Raw genomic sequence first — 22,230 nt, 5'->3', positions numbered from 1 at the left:
AATCCTTGTGCACAGCAGGCGGATGACAGGATGGTTATCCCAATGTTTGTATTCGGGAGTGGGAAATGAAGCCTTTTCTGCGCTGGTGTTTTGTTGCGACAGCTTTGACGCTGGCAGGATGCAGCAACTCCAATTGGCGTAAGAACGAAGTTCTTGCAGTGCCTTTACAGCCCACACTGCAGCAGGAAGTGATACTGGCGCGCATGGAACAAATTCTTGCCAGTCGCGCTCTCACCGATGATGAACGCGCACAGCTGTTATATGAGCGCGGAGTGTTGTATGATAGTTTAGGTCTGCGGGCATTAGCGCGGAACGATTTTTCGCAAGCGCTGTCTATAAGACCAGATATGCCCGAAGTGTTTAACTACTTAGGCATATATTTAACGCAGGCGGGCAACTTTGATGCCGCCTATGAAGCGTTTGATTCTGTACTTGAGCTTGATCCAACTTACAACTATGCGCATTTAAACCGTGGTATCGCCCTCTATTACGGCGGTCGATACAAGTTAGCGCAAGATGATCTGCTGGCGTTTTATCAAGACGATCCTAACGATCCTTTCCGCAGTTTGTGGCTCTATCTCGTTGAACGTGAGATGGATGTCGACAAGGCAAAAGTCGCGCTTCAACAGCGTCACGACAAAGCGGTCAGAGATCAATGGGGATGGAATATTGTCGAGTTCTACCTTGGAGATATCAACGAGAAAACGTTGATGGAAAGTCTCAAGGCGGACGCAACGGATAACACCTCGCTCGCTGAACATCTCAGTGAAACCAACTTCTATTTAGGTAAGTACTACCTAAGTCTGGGGGAGAAGGACGACGCGAAAGCGTTGTTCAAACTGGCGGTGGCCAACAACGTCAATAACTTTGTTGAACACCGATACGCATTGTTGGAACTGGCGCAACTCGGCCAGGCACAAGACGATTTATCAGAATCTGACCAGCAATAGCTGACGAACTTAATTTGCCTGTAAAACCTGTTAAGTCATCATCTTAAAGGATGAAGGCTTTTCTGTTCGTCAAAACTTTTAATTTGAGCCGGTTCACACTTTTTGATGAAAATGACTGAAAGTTTTCACGACGAGTTATGTAGACTGGCCGCCGCAATCTAAGAGGCACGTGTACTACATGACTGATATTCAAACCACTTTTGCTGACCTTGGCCTGAACGCCGACATCCTTGAATCACTGAATGGCATGGGCTACGTAAAGCCATCCCCAATCCAGGCTGAGTGTATTCCTCACCTGCTGGCGGGCCGTGACGTGTTAGGCATGGCGCAGACCGGGAGTGGTAAAACCGCGGCGTTCTCTCTGCCGCTGTTACATAACATTGATCCTACTGTTAAAGCGCCACAAATCCTGGTGCTGGCACCTACCCGCGAACTGGCGGTACAGGTTGCTGAAGCAGTTACCGAATTCTCTAAACACATGCGTGGCCTGAACGTGGTTGCCCTTTACGGCGGCCAGCGTTATGACGTGCAGCTGCGCGCACTGCGTCAGGGACCACAGGTTGTTGTGGGTACGCCTGGCCGTCTGCTTGACCACCTGAAACGCGGCACGTTAGACCTTTCTAACCTGCGTGGCCTGGTGCTGGATGAAGCAGACGAAATGCTGCGCATGGGCTTCATCGAAGACGTTGAAACCATCATGGCGCAAATTCCAGCCGATCATCAGACCGCGCTGTTCTCTGCAACCATGCCGGAAGCGATTCGTCGTATCACCAAACGCTTCATGAAAGATCCACAGGAAGTGCGTATTCAGTCAAGCCTGACCACGCGTCCTGATATCAGCCAGAGCTACTGGACCGCTTACGGTCGTAAAACAGACGCACTGGTTCGCTTCCTGGAAGCAGAAGACTTTGATGCTGCCATCATCTTCGTGCGTACCAAAAACGCAACCATGGAAGTAGCAGAAGCGCTGGAACGTAGTGGCTATAACAGCGCCGCGCTGAACGGTGACATGAACCAGGCTCTACGTGAGCAGACGCTTGAGCGCCTGAAAGATGGTCGTCTCGACATTCTGATTGCAACCGACGTTGCGGCCCGTGGCCTGGACGTTGAGCGCATCAGCCTGGTTGTTAACTACGACATCCCGATGGACTCAGAATCTTACGTTCACCGTATCGGCCGTACCGGTCGTGCTGGTCGTGCTGGCCGTGCGCTGCTGTTCGTTGAGAACCGCGAACGCCGTCTGCTGCGTAACATCGAACGTACCATGAAGCTGACTATACCTGAGGTAGAACTGCCTAACGCAGAACTGCTGGGTGAGCGTCGTCTGGCTAAGTTTGCTGCTAAAGTTCAGCAGCAGCTGGAAAGCAGCGATCTGGATCAGTACCGTGCTCTGCTGGCTAAAATGCAGCCAGAAGAAGAAATGGATCTGGAAACACTGGCAGCCGCACTGCTGAAGATGGCACAGGGCGAACGTCCTCTGATTCTGCCACCAGAAGCACCGCGTCCGGCACGTCGCGAATACCGCGATCGTGACGAGCGTGATGGCCGTCGTGACAGCCGTGAAGCGCGTGGCGATTCTCGTGCTCCGCGTGAAAACCGCGAAAGCCGTGATGGCGATCGTCCACGTCGCGAACGTCGTGACGTTGGCGAAATGCAGCTGTACCGCATCGAAGTAGGCCGCGATGATGGTGTTGAAGTTCGTCACATCGTTGGCGCTATCGCTAACGAAGGCGACATCAGCAGCCGTTACATCGGTAACATCAAGCTGTTCGGTACCCACTCGACTATCGAGCTGCCGAAAGGCATGCCAGGCGATGTGCTGCAGCACTTTACCCGTACCCGTATTCTGAACAAGCCGATGAATATGCAGTTACTGGGTGATGCACAGCCGAACGAAGGCCGTGGTGATCGTCGTCCAGCTGGTGCTGGCGGTGAGCGTCGCAGCGGTCCTGGTGCAGGCGGTCCGGGCGCAGCTAACCGTGAAGGTGGTCGTCGCTTCTCTTCTGAACGCCGTGAAGGTGGTCGTGAAGGCGGCGGACGTACTTTCAACCGTGAAGGTAGCCGTGGTCCACGTCGTGAAGAGGGCGCAGCCGCCGCTCCACGTCGTCGTGATGCATAACGACTTAGCGTCGTAACAAAAAGGGAAGCCAGTGGCTTCCCTTTTTTTATGCCTGTCAGGCACCGCCGCTGATCATCACACGCTCGCCGCTGACCCAGGCGGACTCTTCAGAGGCCAGAAACAGCGCAACCTGCGCCACATCTTCCGGCAGACCAAAGCGTCCCAGCGGCGTGGCTGCCAGCAGTTGCGCTTTGAGCTGCGGACTCATCCTCTTCGCGGCCAGTAATCCCTCCGTCAGAATCATGCCTGGTGCCAGGGCGTTAACCCGGATGTTCTTTGCGCCCAGTTCGCGCGCCAGTCCCTGGGTCAGGGTATCCACTGCGCCTTTGGTTGCTGCCCAGAGCACGGAACCTGGCGTGCTGTTTTTACTGTTCAGGGCGCTGAGATTAATAATGCTACCGCCGTGCGACGGGAAGTGACGAATCGCCTGCTGACAGACCATCAGCGTACCCAGCAGGTTAACGTTAATCTGCTGCTGCATCTCCTCCAGCGTCAGCGCCGCAAACTCGCCGTGATGAAAACTGCCCGCATTGTTCACCACAATGTCGGGCGCGCCGAAGCACTCTGCGGTGGTGGCGAAGAGCCGTTCCACATCCCGCAGGAGAGAGATATCTGCCTGTACCGCCACGGCTTCACTGCCCAGGTTGACGATATCGCTGACCACGTCAGCCGCTCCCACTTCATCCTGACGATAATTGACCACGACGCGGGCGCCAGCCGCGGCAAAAGCGATGGCAATCGCCGCACCAATGCCTTTTGAGGCGCCTGTTACCAGCGCGATTTTATTCTGCAGTGCCTTCATTATGTTGTTCTCCGCCGTAATGATTGCGTCGAAAGACTATGCGCGCTGGTGCCGAAAAGCGGGTAGTGCAATCCTGCAAGCTTCTTGCACGATCCTGCAAAAGTAACGCAGCGGGCCAGGTATTCCGCTCAGCGTCAGGTAATATCAGCACAGATAGCGGGAGGGGAGAACACAGTGACAGAGAGTGAGAAGTGGCAGGGGCTGGCGCAGTTAATTGCCCGTCATGCTCCGGAGGATGGGCGGCATTCAAGCGCCATAGATTGCCTTTTTTTTGGCCGGGTTTCAGCACCGACTGAGCCAATGCACTTTGCTCAATGGGCCAGTTTTGCCCTGGTGGCACAGGGCGGTAAGGCGCTGCATATCGGTGATGAGGTGCTGCACTATGGTCCGGGCGATCTGCTGCTGGTGACGCTGGATATGCCGGTGCGCGCCTGCGTCACCGTCGCCACGCCGGAAAAACCCAATCTGGGGATTGGTATTGCCATCAATGAATCCCGGCTGATGCGCTACCTCGAACAGTTTCCCCCGACGCTGCCGCTGGTGACACCAGACAGTGAACGCGGCGTCACCGTGCATAAGGTCTCACCTTTGCTGGTGGATGCGGTTATCCGGCTGGTACGCCTGCTTGACCATCCTGAGGACATTGAGGCGCTGGCCCCGCTCATTGAGCAGGAGATTTTCTATCGGCTGCTGACCGGGCCGGAAGGTTCGCGCATCCTGAATATGGCGCTGGCTGAGCGGCCGGGCAACCGGGTCGCGCAGGCTGCCCGCTGGCTGCGGGAAAATTTTCATCAGCCGCTGAAGATCGATCGGCTCGCCAGCAGTGTCGGCATGAGCATCTCTTCGCTGCATCATCACTTCAAAGCCGTGACGGCTATGACGCCGATGCAATACCAGAAACAACTGCGGCTGAATGAGGCGCGACGTTTGATGATGGTAGAAAAGCTGGATGCCGGTACGGCAGGCTATCGGGTGGGGTATCAGAGCGCGTCACAGTTCAGCCGGGAGTATCGCCGCCTGTATGGGCAATCTCCGGCCAGGGATAGTCGTCAGCTGGCGGTGAGCCCGGAGAGATTGCGCCCACCGCAGAACTGATTACAGGCTGTTAGCCGCTTCCATCGCAATGGCGAAGGAGCGCAGGCGCGCTTCGGAATCAAAAATCTGGCCATTGACCATAATTTCATCCGCCTGGGTTTCACGCATCAGCGAGGCCAGCCCATGACGCACTTTGTCCGTATCGCCGACCAGCGACATGCTGAGCGCCTGCTGTACACCATACTGTTCTGATGGCGACCAGAGATTATCCATATTTTCAACCGGTGCCGGTAACGGGCCCGGTTTGCCGCGGCGCAGGTTGATAAACTGCTGCTGCTGCGAGGTAAACAGGAAGCGCGCATCACGCTCACTGTCTGCGGCGATCACGTTAATGCAGACCATGGCATAAGGCTTGTCGAGACGCGCCGATGGCTGGAAGTTTTCACGGTAGACGTGCAGCGCCTGGAACAGTTGGTCAGGGGCAAAATGGGAGGCAAACGCAAACGGCAGGCCCATTTTCGCTGAAAGCTGTGCGCTGTAGAGACTGGAGCCGAGCAGCCAGACCGGAATCTGCAGGCCCAGACCGGGTACCGGCTGCACTGGCGGCTGCGCATCCGCTTCGGCATCGAACCAGCTAATCAGTTCAGCCACATCCTCGGGGAACGTGTCGATGTGCATGTTGGCCTGATGACGGCGCAGTGCCATCATGGTGCGCTGGTCAGAACCTGGCGCGCGACCTAAGCCGAGATCGATACGGCCAGGATAGAGAGAGGCCAGCGTACCAAACTGCTCGGCGATCACCAGCGGCGCATGGTTAGGCAACATAATGCCGCCGGAGCCCAGCTTCAGAGTCTCGGTATTCGCCGCCAGATAGCCAATCAGCACGGAGGTGGCTGCGCTGGCAATCCCCGTCATGTTGTGATGTTCAGCCAGCCAGTAGCGTTGATAGCCCAGTTTTTCAGCCTGACGCGCCAGCGCCAGCGAATTATGGAACGCATCCCGAGCGGTCGCGCCCTGTGGAATCGGCGCGAGATCCAGCACGGACAGGCGAAGAGGTTTTTTATCAGACATGACTACTCCCGTTGTATGGCGCAGGCGTTAAGTTAAGGCCTGCACCATTTAGTATTACGCATCATTCCTTATATTAAAACTGCTAACCTCAGCAGGAATATAGCCGGTATGTGCTTTTATTCAGGATGCCAGCGTCATGCCCGCCAGTTTGCGCCAGTAACCGTTACAATCACTGCCTTTTGCGACCATTAGCGGAGCCTGACCGTTTTCATTGGCGCGGAAACGGTCGATCTCTGCCAGCGTCGTCACATCCTGCGGCGAGAGCCGTATGCAATCGACCTGGCCGTGCATACCAGCCAGATCGTTACCCAGGTTATAGCAGTAGCCGCTCATGGTCTGAATGCCATTGAGGACGAACACCTGCTGCCCCTCCTGGGAGTTGACGCGCCGGCCTGTCGGATAGTTGATACAGCAGGTTTCGCAGTCATCTTTCGCGCGGTTTTCCGAGCGGGCGGTGAAGCAGCGCGCTGAGAGCGCCAGCGGCAGATGACCGTAGCCCAGCACCTCCACCTCAAACTGCTGCCGGATACCCCGCGTCTCGCACTGCTCCAGCAGCTGTAGCAGCCAGTCACGTGACATCTCCACCGGCATACACCAGCGCGTCATGCCCTCTTTGACCAGCAGCTGCAGCGTGTCGGCGTTATAAACATTGAGCGTCGGACCCGCGACAAAGGGCAGATGACGCTCAGCGGCCATGTTAACCGTGCCGATATCATTGGCTTCAATCAGGAACTCACCGTTCTCTACGTAACGCTGCAGCTCTTTCAGCTCAGAGGGCGATTGCAGCAGCGCCAGCGTGCTCAGCACCACCTGTTTGCCGCTGGCCGCGAGTTCACGAGCCAGCGCCATCCAGCGGGCATAGGGCGTGGCGCGACGTTTACTGCACACCGCTTCGCCGAGGTAGATAATATCCGCGCTACTGCGGGCAGCCTGCTGGTAAAAATCTTCCAGCGTATCGGTCGGCCAGTACCAGAGCACCGGCCCAAGGGCATATTGCATCATGACTCCTTATTGCCATTCACGGTGATAAGCACCCAGCGTGGTTTGCGAACCTTCTGAGAGATCGCCCAGCGTCTGCATCCACTGTGGTGCGACTTCAAACTGTTCCGGCTGCGCCTTGCAGCGATCAATTGCCTGACGCCAGACGCGCGCCACGTCAGCGACATAGGCAGGGCTGCGCTGACGGCCTTCGATTTTCACCGAGGCGATGCCAGCCCGCAGCAGTTCCGGCAGCAGCTCCAGCGTGTTCAGACTGGTGGGCTCCTCGAGCACGTGATAACGCTTGTCGTTAACCATATAGCGTCCTTTGCAAAGTGTCGGATAACCCGCGCTTTCGTCCGGGGCGTAGCGATCGATCAACACTTCATTAAGACGTGACTCCATGCCCTGCGGCGTCTGCTGCCAGCGCACAAACTTCGCCGGAGAGCAGGCACCGGCGCTGTTAGGTGATTCACCGGTCAGCCAGGAAGAGAGGTAGCAGCGGCCTTCCGCCATGATGCACAGGCTGCCAAAGGCGAACACCTCCAGCGGCACCGGCGTGCTGCGCGCCAGCTGTTTAACCTGGTGAATCGACAGCACGCGCGGCAACACCACACGCTGCAGATTGAAGTGGCGATGGTAAAAGCGAATCGCCTCCAGATTGGTTGCCGAAGCCTGTACAGAAAGATGACGTTCAACCTGGGGATAGCGCGTCGCGGCATACTCCAGCGTGGCGATATCCGCCAGGATCAGCGCGTCGGCTCCGTTTTGCGCCGCCACATCAATCGCCCGCTGCCAGCGGCCCATGCCATCCGGATGGGCAAAGGTGTTGATCGCGACATGCAGTTTGCGGCGATGTTGATGAAGATAACGCGCGGCTTCAGCCAGTTTCTTATCGGTGAAATTCAGACCCGCAAAATGACGGGCATTGGTGTCATCTTTCAGCCCCACATACACCGCATCAGCGCCATTCTCTACAGCGGTGCGCACTGCGGGTAAGTTTCCTGCCGGGCAGAGCAGTTCCATAGATATTCCTCTCAACATGCAGATGGGCGTCGAGTCTAGGCATCTGGTCCGGGCTGCGTGTTGATTTGGGGCAGTGAAATTCAAATTCATCCGCCCGACGGCGCTTTTTTTACCTGCATGGCAGCGGTTTTTATTGATCTCAGAGGAGGCGCGCAGAAAAGGATATGGCAATATACGTAAAATTTTCTGAAGGGAGTGACGAAAGTGTTAGAGCGGATACATGCCCATTGTGTGAAAAACGGTCCTAAAATCTTAGGGTTACCCGCTGCGTTCACCCCATTCCCGGTCAAAAAGTTGCTTCTGCAACAACTCTTAAACTGGCAATTTCGTCATGCTTTGGCTGAAGGTGAGTTAGACTTTCTGGATGGTCGCCTGCTGGGTATTGAAATTGCCGATCTCAATCTGCAATGGATAACCACGCTGCAGGACGGCCGACTGGCGGTATTGCAACAGTCCGAAGCGGATGTCTGGTTTCGGGGCAATGCCAATGATCTGTTGCTGGTGGCAGCACGTAAAGCAGATCCCGACATGCTGTTCTTTCAACGCCGGCTGGTGATTGAAGGTGACACTGAACTGGGACTTGAGGTGAAGAACGTAATGGATGCTATTGAACCCGAGGCTATGCCCACCGCGTTACGCACGGCAATTGAGCAGATGGCGGCATTTGTCGACGCCGGCATGAAACAGGACGCGAAGGCCGCTCAGGCGCGCGCAGGTGCTGCATGTTGATTCGTAGTGAAATTGGCGTGGATGCCGCAGGCATCGACGCGCTGCTCAGACGCTGCTTCAGTACCTCAGCAGAGGCGGAACTGACTCAGGCGCTGCGTGAAGATGGCTTGCTGACCTTAGGCGTGGTCGCGACGGATGACGAGGGACAGGTGCTGGGTTATGCCGCATTCAGTCCGGTCAGCGTTCAGGGTGAAGATCGCGGCTGGGTTGGGCTGGCACCGCTGGCCGTCGATGAGACGCTGCGCGGTCAGGGAATTGCCAGCAAGCTGATCTATGAGGGGCTGGATACGCTCAATGAATTTGGCTACAGCGCGGTTGTGGTGCTGGGCGATCCGGCGCTGTTCAACCGTTTTGGTTTTGAACCGGCGGCACGCCACGGCCTGCGCAGCCGCTGGCCGGGTACAGAGGCAACGTTCCAGGTCTACCGTCTGGCCGATAATGCGTATGACGGGGCGGAAGGGCAGATCGACTACGCCGAACCCTTTAATCGCCAGCCGTAATACCCAGCCAGCTCTCCAGACAGCCGGGCTGGCCCGCCACCAGCAGTAATTTCTGCTGGCGGGTCAGTTGCTTGACCTGATACTCCAGCCTGGAGGCGCTGGCGCGATCGCCCGCGTCACAGTGAAACACCAGGTCCAGCGGCCCTTTGCCGCGCAGCGCGCGGGCGCCGCGTCCGCTCTGGTGCTGAGCGACCCGGCGCACCACATCCGTGGTGATACCGGTGTACAGGCTCCCTTTCGCCGTACGGACGATGTAGAGTTGCCACTGCTGACTCATCGCAATCATTTCCCAAAAAAAGGTGCCGGGCAGTGTAGCGCGCTTCACTCTCCGGTGCACCGCCAGGAGTTTATCTTGTCCGATCACGCCCATCTGGTTCGCTATCTGAGAAAGCAGCATGTGCTTTCACTCTGCTGTACCGCCGACGATCAACTGTGGTGCGCTAACTGCTACTACGTCTTTGACGAGACGCGCATGGCCTTCTGGATCATGACGGAACCCGATACCCGCCACGGTGAGTTAATGGTGCAGAATCCGCAGGTTGCGGGCACCGTCAATGGCCAGCCCAGAAGTGTGCTGCTGATTAAAGGGGTGCAGTATCGTGGCCATGTCAAACGGCTGGAGGAGACAACAGAGCAGATCGCCAGAGCCGCTTACCAGAAACGTTTTCCGGTCTCACGCAAAGTGTCGGCACCGCTGTGGGAGATTGTGCTGGATGAAGTGAAGATGACGGATAATGCGCTGGGATTCGGCAAGAAAATTGCCTGGCAGCGGGAGAAATAGGAACGCCCTTTTCAGCAGAAAAGGGCGTCGCGGCTTACAGCGCTTCGAGGATCCGCAGGGATTCACGATTAAAGGCCGGTAAATCGGCCGGGGTGCGGCTGGTGACCAGCTTATCGTCGTCTACTACCACTTCCTTATCATGGAAGTCGGCACCGGCATTGATCAGGTCAATGGCAACGGCTTTAACGGTAGTCATCTTGCGACCGCGCACGCCGTTAGCGCTAATCAGCAGCTGTGGCCCGTGGCAGATGGCAAAGATTGGCTTGCCGCTGGCGACAAACTCTTTGGTAAAAGCAACAAAACGATCGTCGCCGCGCAGGGCATCGGGCGAGTGACCGCCAGGCAGGAGCAGAGCGTCAAATTCAGCCGGGCTGACGTCATCAATGCTGCGATCGATGGTCACTTCCGCTTCGCCTTTCTTGCCTTTAACGACATTACCGGCTTGTTTCTCAATGGTAACCACCTCAAAACCAGCGCGTTTGTAAACTTCCGCAGGTGAGGTAAATTCTGAGTCTTCAAATTCATCGGTAATTAAAACCGCCACTTTCTTGCTCATTTTTTTCCTCCTTCAGCATGTGGAGCGCGAGACGCGCTTTCCGGATAACGCTATAAGCCTGGTCGCTGAGAGTGAGAACGCAAGCCAGCCCGTTAAGATCAGCTATCTTTTAACCAGTCAGCAGTGAAATAAGGATGAATCTGAGATGAATCGCGTATTACTGACCGGTGCCACCGGCTTAGTCGGGTCGCATCTGCTGCGCTTACTGATTGAGGATCCACGCGTCGATGAGATCATCGCGCCAACCCGTCGGCCACTGCCCGCGATGAACAAGGTGGTGAATCCGGTTGAGGCCGATCTCACCGATGTCCTCGGGCCGCTGCAAAGTTCGCTGGACACGGTGTTCTGCTGCCTGGGCACCACGCGTAAGCAGGCGGGCAGTAAACAGGCTTTTATCCACGTTGATTACACCCTGGTGGTGGACAGCGGGTTAAGCGGATTACGTCTGGGGGCGAAGCAGATGCTGGTGGTCAGTGCGCACGGGGCCAGTCGTCACTCGCCGTTTTTGTACAATCGCGTCAAAGGCGAAATGGAGAATGCGCTGCGCCATCAGGGCTGGCCGCGCCTGACGCTGGTGCGGCCTTCATTGCTGCTTGGGGATCGCGCGCAGAAGCGCCGGGGCGAAAGCCTGGCGGGACCGCTGTTTTCGCTGCTGCCGGGCAACTGGCGGGCGGTCAGCGCGCACGACGTGGCACGCTGTCTGCACCAGCAGGCTTTTACGCCGGGGAGTGAGAGCGTCAATATCATTGAGTCTGGCGAAATCCCGCGCCACTCAGCGTAACTGCCAGATAATCTGATTACGGCTGCCGCGCCATTGCAGCGTGGCATCCTTCTCCTCTTCGACAAAACGGCCATCGATCAGCACGTCGAGATAGACCAGCACAGCGCGCTGCGCCGCATTCAGCTCCTGCATCCGGTAACCGGTCCAGAGCCAGATATCTTTACCGGGACACGTCTGTCGCACCCGTTTCACCAGACGGCGAATGTGCGGCACGTTATGCGGGTGCAGCGGATCGCCACCACTCAGCGACAATCCCTGGCGTGGAATGCGGGTGTCCTGCAAATCCGCCAGCAGTTGCTCCTCCATCTCAAGCGTAAAGGGCACGCCGGAGTCGAGCCGCCAGGTGCTCTGGTTGTAGCAGCCGCGGCACTGATGTTCGCAACCAGCGACAAACAGCGTGCAGCGGGTGCCGGGTCCATTAACGATATCCACATCATAGTAGCGATGGATGTGCATCATCCCAGCGGTCCTTCAGACAGATGCTTCACCCGACGCTGCACTTCCTGCTGTTTACCGGCATTAAAGGGCCGCGCATCCGGGCTGCCCAGATAGCCGCAGACCCGCCGGGTGACGGAGACGCGCGCCGGATCGTGGTTGCCGCAATTGGGACAGGTGAAGCCGCGGCTGGTACAGGTGAACTCGCCGTTGAAGCCGCACTCGTAACACTCATCAATCGGGGTATTGGTGCCGTAATAGGGCACGCGGTCGTAGCTGTAATCCCAGACATCCTCCAGCGCCTTGAGGTTGTGCTGCACATTCGGGTATTCGCCGTAACAGATGAATCCGCCATTCGCCAGCGGCGGATAGGGCGCTTCAAAGTCGATTTTGTCGTAAGGATTGACCTTCTTCTCAACGTCAAGATGGAAGCTGTTGGTGTAGTAGCCCTTGTCGGTAACGCCTGGCACCAGGCCAAACTGCGCCGCATCAAGACGGCAGAAACGGTCGCACAGATTCTCGCTTGGCGTGCTGTAAAGGCTGAACCCATAGCCTGTTTCAGCTTTCCAGCGCTCGGTGGCATCGCGCATGTAAGCAATGATCTCTACCCCTTTGGCGCGCAGGGCCGCGTCATCGTAAGGATGCTGATGACCGCCGCTGAGCGCATTCAGGGTTTCATGCAGGCCGATATAGCCCAGCGACAGCGACGCGCGGCCATTACGGAAAATAGGACCGACTTCATCATCCGCATTCAGCCGAACGCCACAGGCGCCTTCCATATAGAGGATGGGCGCCACGCGCGCTTTGGTCTTCTCCAGCCGCGCCACCCGCGTCATCAGCGCCCGCTTAGCCAGCAGCAGTCGCGCATCAAGCAGCGTCCAGAAGCGCGCTTCATCCCCGCCCGCTTCCAGTGCGATGCGCGGCAGGTTCAGGCTGATTACCCCGATATTGTTGCGGCCCTCATGAATCTGCTCGCCGTTCTCTTCATAAACGCCAAGGAAACTACGGCAGCCCATTGGGGTTTTAAACGAGCCGGTGACTTTAACCACCTGATCGTAATTGAGGATGTCGGGATACATCCGCTTGCTGGCGCACTCCAGCGCCAGTTGTTTGATATCGTAATTAACGTCGCCCGCCCGGCGGTTGACGCCTTCGCGAATGCTGAACACCAGTTTAGGGAACACCGCCGTCTTGCGATTTTTACCCAGTCCGGCCAGCCGGTTAAGCAGAATTGACTGCTGAATCAGCCGGGCCGCCCAGTCCGTCCCCAGACCAAAACCAAAGGTGACAAACGGCGTCTGGCCGTTGGCGGTGTGCAGGGTATTCACCTCATACTCCAGCGACTGAAAGGCGTCGTAGCACTCTTTCTCCGTACGCTGGCGCGCATACTGCTCGGCCTGCGGGATCTGCCACTGCTCAGCAATCGCCAGATGCCGGGCATAGCTCTGCTCAACAAACGGGGCCAGCACTTCATCAATACGGTTAATGGTGGTGCCGCCGTAAATATGGCTGGCGACCTGCGCGATGATCTGCGCCGTCACGGCGGTGGCGGTGGCGATCGATTTAGGCGGCTCGATTTCAGCATTGCCCATTTTGAAACCGTTGGTCAGCATGCCTTTCAGATCGATCAGCATGCAGTTGAACATCGGGAAGAAAGGGGAGTAGTCGAGATCGTGATAGTGGATCTCGCCGCGCTCGTGCGCCAGCACCACATCGCGCGGCAGGATCTGCTGCTGTGCGTAGTGTTTTGCCACGATCCCGGCCAGCAGATCGCGCTGCGTCGGGATCACTTTGCTGTCTTTGTTGGCATTCTCGTTCAGCAGCGCCGCATTGGTCTGATCGACCAGTCCGCGAATGGCGTGATGTAACTGGCTCTGACGATCGCGGGCGACATCGCGATCGTGGCGGTATTCAATGTAGGCGCGGGCCAGTTGAGGGTAAGGACCCGCCATCAGCGTCTCTTCAACCGCACACTGAATTTCACGGATATCCACTTCCGGACAATCGGCCAGCCGCAATGCTACGCGCTCAGCGACCTGCGCGCACCAGGCCGCGTCTTCTACTTCGGCTGCCCGTGCCGCCGCCGCCACGGCCTGCTCAATACGCTGCGCATCAAAGCCTGTCCGGCATCCATCACGCTTGATTACCACCGTCGCCATTTTTCTCTCCATAAACTACATATAGGGGTCGAAAGGATTCTATTCGCTACATGTAGTGATTGCTGAGAATTATTGCGATCTGATTTGACCTGAAACAAGGAAGCCTCAACCCGCAGTAAACTCTGGCTGATGTAAAAAATCGGGTGCTGGTTCAGGTTTCCTGCAGGATTCACTGGCGGATTGGCGTGCAGCAACTTTAATCAACGTTCTGCCCTGTCAAAACGTTGACGTTACAAGGATGCCCGCCAATGTGGTTACCCCGTTCTTTGCTCCTGCTCCTGCTCCCGGCCCTCAGCCCAATCGCCCTGGCAAGTCCGCTGCCGCTGATGCCCTGGCCGCAACAGGTGGAACAGCCCGCCAGCGGCGGCACGCTTATCCTGACGCCGCAGCTGACGCTGCAAATCGCCGGCGATCATCTGGCGGGTGCTGAAGCGCGCTGGCTGGAGCGAATCAGTAATCAGACCGGCTGGCCGCTGTTGCCCGCCACCCAGCCGGTGGCAGCACCGACTATCCGCATCGTCATTGCGAAGGCGGTGGATCCGCAGCCGCTGCCTGATAGCGATGAGAGCTATCAGTTGCAGGTCGATGGCGACGGCATCCTGTTAACCGCGCCCAGCCGTTTCGGCGCGATGCGCGGCATGGAAACCCTGCTGCAGCTGATACAAAACGGCGCACAGGGGACAACCATTCCTTACGTCACCATCCACGATCATCCGCGCTTTCCGTGGCGCGGCGTGCTGATCGACACGGCGCGTCACTTTATGCCGGTGGAGACGCTTAAACGGCAGATCGACGGCATCGCCGCCGCGCGGATGAACGTCTTTCACTGGCATCTTACTGACGATCAGGGCTGGCGCTTCGCCTCCAGCCACTATCCCCAGCTGCAGCAGAAAGCCAGCGATGGCAACTATTACAGTCAGCAGCAGATGCGGGAGATCGTGAAATATGCCACCGATCGCGGGGTGCGTGTGGTGCCGGAGCTGGATATGCCGGGACATGCTTCCGCGCTGGCGGTGGCGATGCCAGAGCTGATTAGCGCACCCGGCCCCTGGCAGATGGAGCGCGGCTGGGGCGTCTTTAAACCGCTGCTCGATCCCAGCAACGAACAGGTTTATCAGGTGATCGACACGCTGGTGGGTGAGATGGCGGCGATCTTCCCCGATCCCTGGCTGCACATTGGCGGCGATGAGGTGGATCCGACACAGTGGAACGACTCGCCTGCTATCCAGCAGTTTATGCGCGATCACGATCTGAAAGATGCCCATGCGCTTCAGGCATATTTCAATCAGCGGGTAGAGAAGATCCTGGAAGTCCATCACCGTCAGATGGTGGGCTGGGATGAGATTGCCCATCCCGATCTGCCGCGCAGCATTCTGATCCAGTCGTGGCAGGGCCAGGATGCGCTGAGCGCGCTGGCAAAAGAGAACTACCGCGGCATCCTCTCCACCGGTTTCTACCTTGATCAGCCTCAGCCTGCCAGCTATCACTACCGCAATGAGGTCACGCCACAGGGCCTCAACGGCCAGGATCGTCTGCGGCCAGGCGATCAGGCGCAGAGCTGGTCATTCACCATGCCGCGGCTGAAAGGCAGCCCGGTGAAGGGCAGCTTTACGCTGATACAGGGAGAACCAGGCTGGCGCGGTTTTATCGACTTCGATGGCAAAGCCCGCCGGATGGTCAGTCAGATCAACTGGCTCTCGACGCGGCAGGTGCGGTTTAGCGTGGATAGCTGGATGGGGCCGTTCCAGCCGGTGTTTACGCTGCAACAGAACGCCCTCAAAGGTTATGCAGAGGTAGGCAACGTGCGTTATCCCACCAGCGGTCAACGGCTGGCGCAGCCGCCTGTGGGCATCGCGCCCGCGCTGCCCACACCTGAGCAGGTGCAGCAAAATCTGCTGGGTGGCGAGGCGGCGCTGTGGGCGGAAAACATCAACAGCCAGATTATTGATACCAAATTGTGGCCGCGCGCCTTTGTGGTGGCCGAGCGGTTATGGTCGGCACAGGATGTCACCAATACCGACTCGATGTATTCGCGGCTGGCGGCGATGGATCGCTGGAGCAGCGTGTCGGTCGGAACGCTGCAACACGCGCAGACGGAGCAGCAGATGATGCGGCTGGCCAGTGGGCATGACATCGCCCCACTGCGGGTACTGGCTGAGGTGCTGGAACCGGCGCAATACTACACGCGCCAGCATCTCAAGTTTCAGGCGGGCCATTACGACTACCATGAACCCCTGAACCGGCTGGCAGACGTACTGCCCGCAGAGAGTGAGGCGGTACGTCAGCTGGAGCAGCAGGTCGCCGTGTTAATCGCCAATCGTAATAATCCGGCTGCCGCCTCTGCGGTTCGCGCGCCGCTGCAGCGCTGGCAGGCTAACACCAGCGCGGTGCTGCCGATCATTAACGCCAGTGCAACGCTGAAGCCGCTGGCACAGAGCGTGCAGCAGATCGAGGCGCTGAGCGCCATGGGCCTCGCGCTGGTTAATGCTTACGTTCGCAATCAGGCGTTTGGTGCCAGTGAAGTGGCGGAGATGCGTGCGACACTGGATGCCGCCGCAGAGGTACAGGATGAAACGGTGATTGCGCTGGTCAGGCCGCTGGAGACGCTGCTGCGCGCCTTTCAGTAAACGCTGCGGCCGGATAAACCGGCCATAGCGTCCTCAGGCCGGGCCGCTGACCGAGTGGCGGCGCACCAGGGTCGGGCTGAACATGTGGGTCACTTCCGGCAGCGGCTGATTGTTGGCCAGCGCCAGCGCCAGCTGGGCCGCCTGCTGCGCCATGGTGACAATCGGATAGCGGATGGTGGTGAGGCGCGGTCGCACATAGCGCGAAACCAGCACATCATCGAAGCCGATCAGCGACATCTCTTCCGGCACCCGAACGCCGTTATCGCTCAGCACCGCCAGCGCGCCGGCGGCCATTGAGTCGTTGTAGCAGGCGACGGCGGTGAAATTCTTGCCGCGACCCAGCAGTTCCGTCATCGCCTGCTCACCGCCCACTTCATCTGGTTCGCCCCAGGTGACCAGCCGATCGCTGCACGGCAGGCCATGTTCTTTCAGCGCATCGTAGTAACCCTGCAGGCGATCTTCTGCATCGGAGATGGTGTGGGTCGAGCAGATAAAGGCGATATTCTGGTGGCCAAGCTGGATCAGATGACGGGTTGCCAGCCAGGCGCCGTAGCGATCGTCGAGCGCGATACAGCGCTTTTCAAAGCCTTTTATCAGCCGGTTCAGCAGCACCATGCCAGGCACCTGCTTCATCAGCACTTCCAGCTCTGCATCGGGGATTTTCTTGGCGTGAACCACCAGCGCCGCGCAGCGGTGACGCATCAGTTGTTCAATCGCCTGCCGCTCTTTTTGCTCATTATGGTAACCGTTACCAATCAGCAAAAAGTTACCGGTGTCACCTGCAACCTCATCCACGGCTTTAACCATTGCGCCAAAAAAGGGATCGGAGACGTCACCGACAATCAGGCCGAGCGTTTCGGTCGATTGCTGCGCCAGCGCGCGTGCGTTGGCGTTCGGGTGATACTGAAGCTGCTCCATCGCCTGACCTACGGCCTGTCGGGAGCTGTCGCTGGCTTTGGGAGAATTATTGATTACACGGGAGACTGTGGCGACAGAAACGCCAGCCAGTCGCGCAACATCCTTTATGGTAGCCATGCGTTGACCTGCTTTGGGGAAAACGTTTACACATCGCATCAGTGTTACGGAAAAGGGCGGACACATCAACCCGACAGAATGCCAGCGTCGTCGCAAAAAGGGGTAAAAACGGTCACTGCTGCACGTCTTCTGCTGAGGCGTCGCACCATGCTATGCTCAATCTCCCACCTGGCTACCGTGAAAAACAACGATGAAAACCAAAGTGCCACATCTGGCGCACTGGGGCGCCTTTACCGCCGTCACTGAAAACGATCGCCTGATTGGCTGCGAACCTTTCTTCGCCGATGCCGATCCGTCACCGATGATCCACACCATTCCTGAACTGGTCTATTCCGACAAACGCATTCGTCAGCCGATGGTGCGGCGCTCGTGGCTGAAGTCACGCGAAAAAAGCGACCGTACGCTGCGTGGCCGGGAGGATTTTGTTGCCGTCGACTGGGAAACCGCACTGGATCTGGTGGCGGAGGAGAATCGCCGCATTCGCGAGCGCTATGGCGCATCGGGCATTTTCAACGGCTCCTACGGCTGGTCATCGGCCGGACGTGTTAACCATGCCCGCACCCTGATTCGTCGCTTCTACTTTCAGGGCGGCGGCGGTGTTGATCAGCAGGGTAACTACAGCTGGGGCGCCGCGCAGTTCTTCCTGCCCTATGTGATTGGCACCTACATGCCGCTGACCGGGCGCGTCACCGAATGGCCGCAGGTGGTGGAACATGCCGAAATTTTTGTCGCCTTTGGTGGGCTGGCGCTGAAAAACGCCCAGGTCGCCTCGGGGGGCGCAGGGCAGCACAGCCTGAAACCGGCGCTGATGCAGCTGGCGGCCAAAGGCACGCCGGTGATCAACATCAGCCCGATGCGGGATGACTGCCCGGAATTTGTTAACGCCGAGTGGATTCCGATTCGCCCCAACACCGACGTGGCGCTGATGCTGGCGCTGGGTCATGAGATCACCCAGCGCGGTGCAGTTGACGAAGCGTTTCTCGCCAGCCACTGCACCGGCTGGCCGCAGCTGCGCGCCTATCTGCTGGGCGAAACCGACGGCGTGGCGAAAACCGCCGGCTGGGCCAGCCGTATCACCGGCATCCCGGCCGATCGCATTGTGCAGCTGGCGCAGCAGCTCACCGGCAAGCGCAGCTTTATTACCTGCTCCTATTCCGTTCAGCGCGCCCATCGCGGCGAGCAGCCTTACTGGATGATGATTGCGCTGTCGTCGATGCTTGGCCAGCCAGGCCTGCCGGGCGCAGGTTTCTCTTTTGGTCACGGTTCGATGAACAGCGTCGGCAACCCGCGCCAGGAAGGTCCTGCTCCGATGATGAGCACCGGCCCCAATCCTTCCGGGCTGTCGATTCCGGTGGCGCGGATCAGCGATATGCTGCTCAATCCCGGCCAGCCTTACCGCTTTCAGGGCGAAACCCTGCACTATCCCGACATTCACATGGTGCACTGGGCGGGCGGCAATCCTTTCCATCATCACCAGCAGCTCAACCGGCTGGTGGAGGGCTGGCAGCGGCCCGATACGGTCGTGGTGCAGGATATCGTCTGGACACCCGCCGCGCAGATGGCGGACATCGTACTGCCCGCGACCACCACGCTGGAGCGCAATGACATCGGCGGCTCCTCCCGTGACCGCTTTGTGCTGGCGATGCATCAGGCGATTAAACCGCAGCATCAGGCGCGCAACGACTTCGATATTTTTGCTGACCTGGCGGAGCGCCTCGGCTACCGCGATACCTTCACCGAAGGGCGCAACGAGATGCAGTGGATCGCCCATCTTTATCAGCAGTGTGCGACGGCGCATCAGCGTAAAGGCATCGATTTCCCGTCGTTTGAGGAGTTCTGGCAGCGCGGCTTTGTGGAGATCCCCGAAGGGGGCAAACCCTATCAGTTTATGGATGATTTCCGTGCCGATCCGCAGGCCAATCCGATTAAAACCGCCAGCGGCAAAATCGAACTCTTCAGCCAGACCATTGCGGACTACCAGCTGGACGATTTCGCCGGCCATCCGGAATGGCGTGAACCCCAGGAGTGGCTTGGTTCGCCGGTCAGCCGCGACTATCCGCTGCACATGATCTCAATTCAGCCTTCCGACCGGTTACACAGTCAGCTGGATGCGACAGAAACGGTGCAGGGCAATAAAACCGCCGGACACGAAACGCTCTACATGCATCCGCAGGATGCGGCCGCGCGCGGGCTGGTGGAGGGCGACGAGATAGAGGTGAGCAACGCACGCGGCGTGATGCTGGCGGGCGTGCGGATCACCGATGGCGTGACGCAGGGCGTGGTGATTATCGCCACCGGCGCCTGGTTTGATCCCGGCTTTGGCAAGGCGTGGCAGCCGCACGATCGCGCGGGTAACCCCAACGTGCTGACGCTCGACATCGGCACCTCGTCGCTGACGCAGGGGCCAAACGCCATGAGCTGCCTGGTGGAAATCAAAAAACATCAGGATTGCACAATAGCGTAAGGATCTCATGGCTGGTTACATTTTGCCGGTAACTGTTGCGTTTGAGAGATGGCAGCCGATCGATCCCTCTTGCTACATTCAGGGTCCCAGAGGTATTGATGGGTGAACATCAATAGATTTTCTTGATTACACCAACCTGCGCAGATGCGCAGGTTTTTTTTTGCCAGAAATCGGCTGCCGATAACGAACTGATACACAGTTTTCCTGTTATACGGCCAGCGCTTTCTTTATAACTGCTGGCACCAGCCCCTTTCTCTTTATTTTGCGCAGCGGAATGCCATGCCCCGGATTAAAAAACTACTGGGAAAAGACCAGATAAAAGCGCCGTTTAACCCTTTTCGTTTCCGACTGATCTGCCTGGGTGTCACGACCTGTCTGGTGGTGCTGCTGGCGCGCGTCGCGGACCTGCAGTTCCTGAATCAGCCGATGCTGGAGCACGAAGCGGATCAGCGATCGCTGCGTACCGTGACGCTGCCGACCAGTCGCGGCACGCTGCTGGATCGTAACGGTGAAGCGCTGGCGCTCAGCGTCCCGTCGCGCGACGTGATTGCCGATCCGCAGCGCGTGCTGGAGAGCAACCCCGATTTTACCAGTGCCAAATGGGCCTATCTGGCGGCGGCGCTCAACACCCGTCCCGAAGAGCTGGCGGCGCAGATCACCGCCAACCCGAAACGTCGCTTCCTCTATCTGGGGCGTAAAGTCGAGCTGGGCATCGCCAAAGATATTAAAGAGCTGAAGCTGAAAGGCATCAGCGAAGTCTATGACGACAGCCGTTTCTACCCGATGAGCGAGGCCTCTGCGCCGCTGATCGGCATCGTCGGGGCGGATAACGTCGGCCTGAACGGACTGGAAAAGGGCTTTGATAAAGTATTGCAGGGCGAGCCGGGCAAAGAGGTCTATCGGCAGGATGCCGCGGGCAATATCATCGCGATGATCAACTATCAGCCGCCGACCCAGCCGCCGACGGTACAGCTCAGCATCGACAAATATGACCAGTACACGCTCTACAGCAAACTGCGCGACGGCGTACTGATCAACAAGGCGGACTCGGGTGCGGCCGTGCTGGTGAAAATCGACACCGGCGAGATTCTGGCGATGGCCTCCTATCCGTCGTTCAACCCCAACAACTATGAAGGGGCAACGCCCGCGCAGATGCGTAACTCTGCCATCAATGACAGCTATGAACCGGGATCGACCGTCAAGCCGTTAGTGGTGATGGAAGCGCTGGAGCGCCACCTGGTGCGCCCGGATTCGGTGATCGACACCACGCCTTACAGCGTTAACGGCCACCTGATCCGCGATGTCGGCCACTGGCCGCGCCTGACCATGACCGGCATTCTGCAAAAATCGAGCGACATCGGCGTGTCACACCTCGCGCTGGCGATGCCCGCCGAAGCGCTGGTCAACACCTATCATGCGTTCGGCCTTGGCAAACCAACCGGCTTAGGGCTGACCGGCGAAAGCGTCGGCTACTTTCCGTTGCACCGCACCCGCTGGGCAGATATCGAGCGGGCCACCTTCTCCTTTGGCTATGGCCTGCGTGTGACGCCGCTGCAGATTGCCCGCGAATACGCCACGCTCGGCTCCTATGGCATTTACCGTCCGCTGTCGATCACCCGCGTTACGCCACCGGTCATGGGACGCCAGGTCGCCAACCCGGAAACGGTGAAAGAGGTGGTGCACATGCTGGAGAGTGACGTCCTGCCGGGCGGAACCGGGTTGAAAGCCGCGGTGCCGGGCTACCGTCTGGCAACCAAAACCGGTACGGCGGAAAAAATGGGCACCAGCGGCAAGTATGATGGCGGCTACGTCAACTACACCGCCGGTCTCGCTCCCGCCAGCCATCCTGAAGTGGCGCTGGTGGTGATGATCAACCATCCGACGGCGGGCGATCACTTCGGTGGCTCGGTTGCTGCGCCGGTGTTCGGCAATATCATGGGACCGGTACTGAAACACATGAATATTGCACCGGATGCCATCTACACCAAACCGGCGGCCACTCCTTCAGATAAATCTTAGACAAATCAGAGTGTAAGCGAGGCGTGAAGGATATTCACACCTCGTTGCACTTCCCCGAATTCGGTTGCGTTTTCCTGCTGTCTCCGCGCGGTCAATCAGTGCGAGGATAGCAGTCCCAGAGGTATTGATGGGTGTGAAAACAACACCGCTTCGGCAGTGAGAC

At 58.1% G+C, this 22,230-nt stretch carries 20 protein-coding genes; 11 read left to right on the top strand and 9 right to left on the bottom strand.

Annotated elements, in window-relative coordinates; genetic code table 11:
* Window positions 1-65 precede the first annotated feature (65 nt).
* The 3 genes from nlpI to LC417_RS10120 all read left to right on the top strand — a co-directional run bounded on the left by nlpI (window position 66) and on the right by LC417_RS10120 (window position 3,069).
* The gene (gene nlpI, locus LC417_RS10130) at window positions 66-950 is read left to right on the top strand and encodes a lipoprotein NlpI (protein WP_010251765.1); all 885 of its coding nucleotides are present in this window, start codon (window positions 66-68) and stop codon (window positions 948-950) included.
* A gap of 105 nt (window positions 951-1,055) precedes the next feature.
* Complete coding sequence (gene yrbN, locus LC417_RS22595; protein ID WP_098053093.1) at window positions 1,056-1,112, top strand: protein YrbN; 57 nt, start codon at window positions 1,056-1,058, stop codon at window positions 1,110-1,112.
* Window positions 1,113-1,128: 16 nt separating this feature from the next.
* Window positions 1,129-3,069 carry a DEAD/DEAH family ATP-dependent RNA helicase gene (locus LC417_RS10120; protein WP_031592043.1) on the top strand — a complete coding sequence of 647 codons (1,941 nt, stop codon included), beginning with the start codon at window positions 1,129-1,131 and terminating at the stop codon, window positions 3,067-3,069.
* A 55-nt stretch (window positions 3,070-3,124) separates the two neighbouring features.
* Here the strand turns inward: LC417_RS10120 and LC417_RS10115 are convergent, their stop codons facing one another.
* Window positions 3,125-3,871, bottom strand: coding sequence for an SDR family NAD(P)-dependent oxidoreductase (locus tag LC417_RS10115; RefSeq protein WP_223565801.1), 747 nt, complete (start codon window positions 3,869-3,871; stop codon window positions 3,125-3,127).
* A gap of 174 nt (window positions 3,872-4,045) precedes the next feature.
* Between LC417_RS10115 and LC417_RS10110 the strand changes: the two genes are divergently transcribed.
* On the top strand, window positions 4,046-4,966 hold the full coding sequence (locus LC417_RS10110; protein WP_022625283.1) for an AraC family transcriptional regulator: 921 nt from the start codon (window positions 4,046-4,048) through the stop codon (window positions 4,964-4,966).
* Here the strand turns inward: LC417_RS10110 and LC417_RS10105 are convergent, their stop codons facing one another.
* From LC417_RS10105 to LC417_RS10095, 3 genes are all read right to left on the bottom strand, one after another.
* Complete coding sequence (locus LC417_RS10105) at window positions 4,967-5,977, bottom strand: luciferase-like monooxygenase (protein WP_010251755.1); 1,011 nt, start codon at window positions 5,975-5,977, stop codon at window positions 4,967-4,969.
* 120 nt (window positions 5,978-6,097) lie between these two features.
* Complete coding sequence (locus LC417_RS10100) at window positions 6,098-6,976, bottom strand: U32 family peptidase (RefSeq protein WP_033759648.1); 879 nt, start codon at window positions 6,974-6,976, stop codon at window positions 6,098-6,100.
* Window positions 6,977-6,985: 9 nt separating this feature from the next.
* Complete coding sequence (locus tag LC417_RS10095) at window positions 6,986-7,981, bottom strand: peptidase U32 family protein (protein ID WP_010251751.1); 996 nt, start codon at window positions 7,979-7,981, stop codon at window positions 6,986-6,988.
* A 204-nt stretch (window positions 7,982-8,185) separates the two neighbouring features.
* On the opposite strand from LC417_RS10095, the gene LC417_RS10090 reads away from it, so the two are divergent.
* Complete coding sequence (locus LC417_RS10090) at window positions 8,186-8,710, top strand: SCP2 domain-containing protein (RefSeq protein ID WP_010251750.1); 525 nt, start codon at window positions 8,186-8,188, stop codon at window positions 8,708-8,710.
* Window positions 8,704-9,210 (top strand): GNAT family N-acetyltransferase, encoded by a 507-nt coding sequence (locus LC417_RS10085; protein WP_010251747.1) that lies wholly within the window; start codon window positions 8,704-8,706, stop codon window positions 9,208-9,210. Before LC417_RS10090 ends, LC417_RS10085 begins: the two co-directional genes overlap by 7 nt.
* Here LC417_RS10085 and LC417_RS10080 read toward each other — a convergent pair.
* A complete protein-coding gene (locus LC417_RS10080; RefSeq protein WP_031292823.1) occupies window positions 9,194-9,487 on the bottom strand; it encodes a GIY-YIG nuclease family protein in 294 nt (97 codons plus the stop codon). The two genes, LC417_RS10085 and LC417_RS10080, sit on opposite strands and share 17 nt — an antisense overlap.
* A 75-nt stretch (window positions 9,488-9,562) precedes the next feature.
* Between LC417_RS10080 and LC417_RS10075 the strand changes: the two genes are divergently transcribed.
* The gene (locus LC417_RS10075) at window positions 9,563-9,991 is read left to right on the top strand and encodes a YhbP family protein (RefSeq protein ID WP_029519474.1); all 429 of its coding nucleotides are present in this window, start codon (window positions 9,563-9,565) and stop codon (window positions 9,989-9,991) included.
* A 34-nt stretch (window positions 9,992-10,025) separates the two neighbouring features.
* Here the strand turns inward: LC417_RS10075 and LC417_RS10070 are convergent, their stop codons facing one another.
* Window positions 10,026-10,547: a type 1 glutamine amidotransferase domain-containing protein gene (locus tag LC417_RS10070; RefSeq protein ID WP_010251739.1), complete on the bottom strand. Its 522-nt coding sequence runs from the start codon at window positions 10,545-10,547 to the stop codon at window positions 10,026-10,028.
* A gap of 145 nt (window positions 10,548-10,692) precedes the next feature.
* Here LC417_RS10070 and LC417_RS10065 point away from each other — a divergent pair, with 145 nt between their 5' ends.
* Window positions 10,693-11,328 carry an NAD(P)H-binding protein gene (locus LC417_RS10065; RefSeq protein WP_033759652.1) on the top strand — a complete coding sequence of 212 codons (636 nt, stop codon included), beginning with the start codon at window positions 10,693-10,695 and terminating at the stop codon, window positions 11,326-11,328.
* Here LC417_RS10065 and nrdG read toward each other — a convergent pair.
* Both nrdG and nrdD read right to left on the bottom strand, forming a co-directional pair.
* Window positions 11,320-11,787 (bottom strand): anaerobic ribonucleoside-triphosphate reductase-activating protein, encoded by a 468-nt coding sequence (gene nrdG, locus LC417_RS10060; protein ID WP_033778405.1) that lies wholly within the window; start codon window positions 11,785-11,787, stop codon window positions 11,320-11,322. The two genes, LC417_RS10065 and nrdG, sit on opposite strands and share 9 nt — an antisense overlap.
* Window positions 11,784-13,922 (bottom strand): anaerobic ribonucleoside-triphosphate reductase, encoded by a 2,139-nt coding sequence (gene nrdD, locus LC417_RS10055; RefSeq protein WP_111534525.1) that lies wholly within the window; start codon window positions 13,920-13,922, stop codon window positions 11,784-11,786. Before nrdD ends, nrdG begins: the two co-directional genes overlap by 4 nt.
* Before the next feature lie 248 nt (window positions 13,923-14,170).
* Between nrdD and LC417_RS10050 the strand changes: the two genes are divergently transcribed.
* A complete protein-coding gene (locus LC417_RS10050; RefSeq protein ID WP_223565800.1) occupies window positions 14,171-16,549 on the top strand; it encodes a beta-N-acetylhexosaminidase in 2,379 nt (792 codons plus the stop codon).
* A gap of 33 nt (window positions 16,550-16,582) precedes the next feature.
* Here the strand turns inward: LC417_RS10050 and galR are convergent, their stop codons facing one another.
* Window positions 16,583-17,584 carry an HTH-type transcriptional regulator GalR gene (gene galR, locus LC417_RS10045; RefSeq protein WP_010251726.1) on the bottom strand — a complete coding sequence of 334 codons (1,002 nt, stop codon included), beginning with the start codon at window positions 17,582-17,584 and terminating at the stop codon, window positions 16,583-16,585.
* A 190-nt stretch (window positions 17,585-17,774) separates the two neighbouring features.
* Here galR and LC417_RS10040 point away from each other — a divergent pair, with 190 nt between their 5' ends.
* Together LC417_RS10040 and LC417_RS10035 are read left to right on the top strand one after the other, a co-directional pair.
* Window positions 17,775-20,048: a molybdopterin guanine dinucleotide-containing S/N-oxide reductase gene (locus LC417_RS10040; RefSeq protein ID WP_010251724.1), complete on the top strand. Its 2,274-nt coding sequence runs from the start codon at window positions 17,775-17,777 to the stop codon at window positions 20,046-20,048.
* 279 nt (window positions 20,049-20,327) lie between these two features.
* On the top strand, window positions 20,328-22,067 hold the full coding sequence (locus LC417_RS10035; RefSeq protein ID WP_010251720.1) for a penicillin-binding transpeptidase domain-containing protein: 1,740 nt from the start codon (window positions 20,328-20,330) through the stop codon (window positions 22,065-22,067).
* The last annotated feature ends 163 nt before the right edge of the window (window positions 22,068-22,230 follow it).

The organism is Pantoea sp. OVA07A (assembly GCF_019969975.1).
GTDB lineage: Bacteria > Pseudomonadota > Gammaproteobacteria > Enterobacterales > Enterobacteriaceae > Pantoea > Pantoea agglomerans.
The sequence above is the reverse complement of the archived record's forward strand: the minus strand, read 5'-3'. Positions and strand labels throughout refer to the sequence as shown.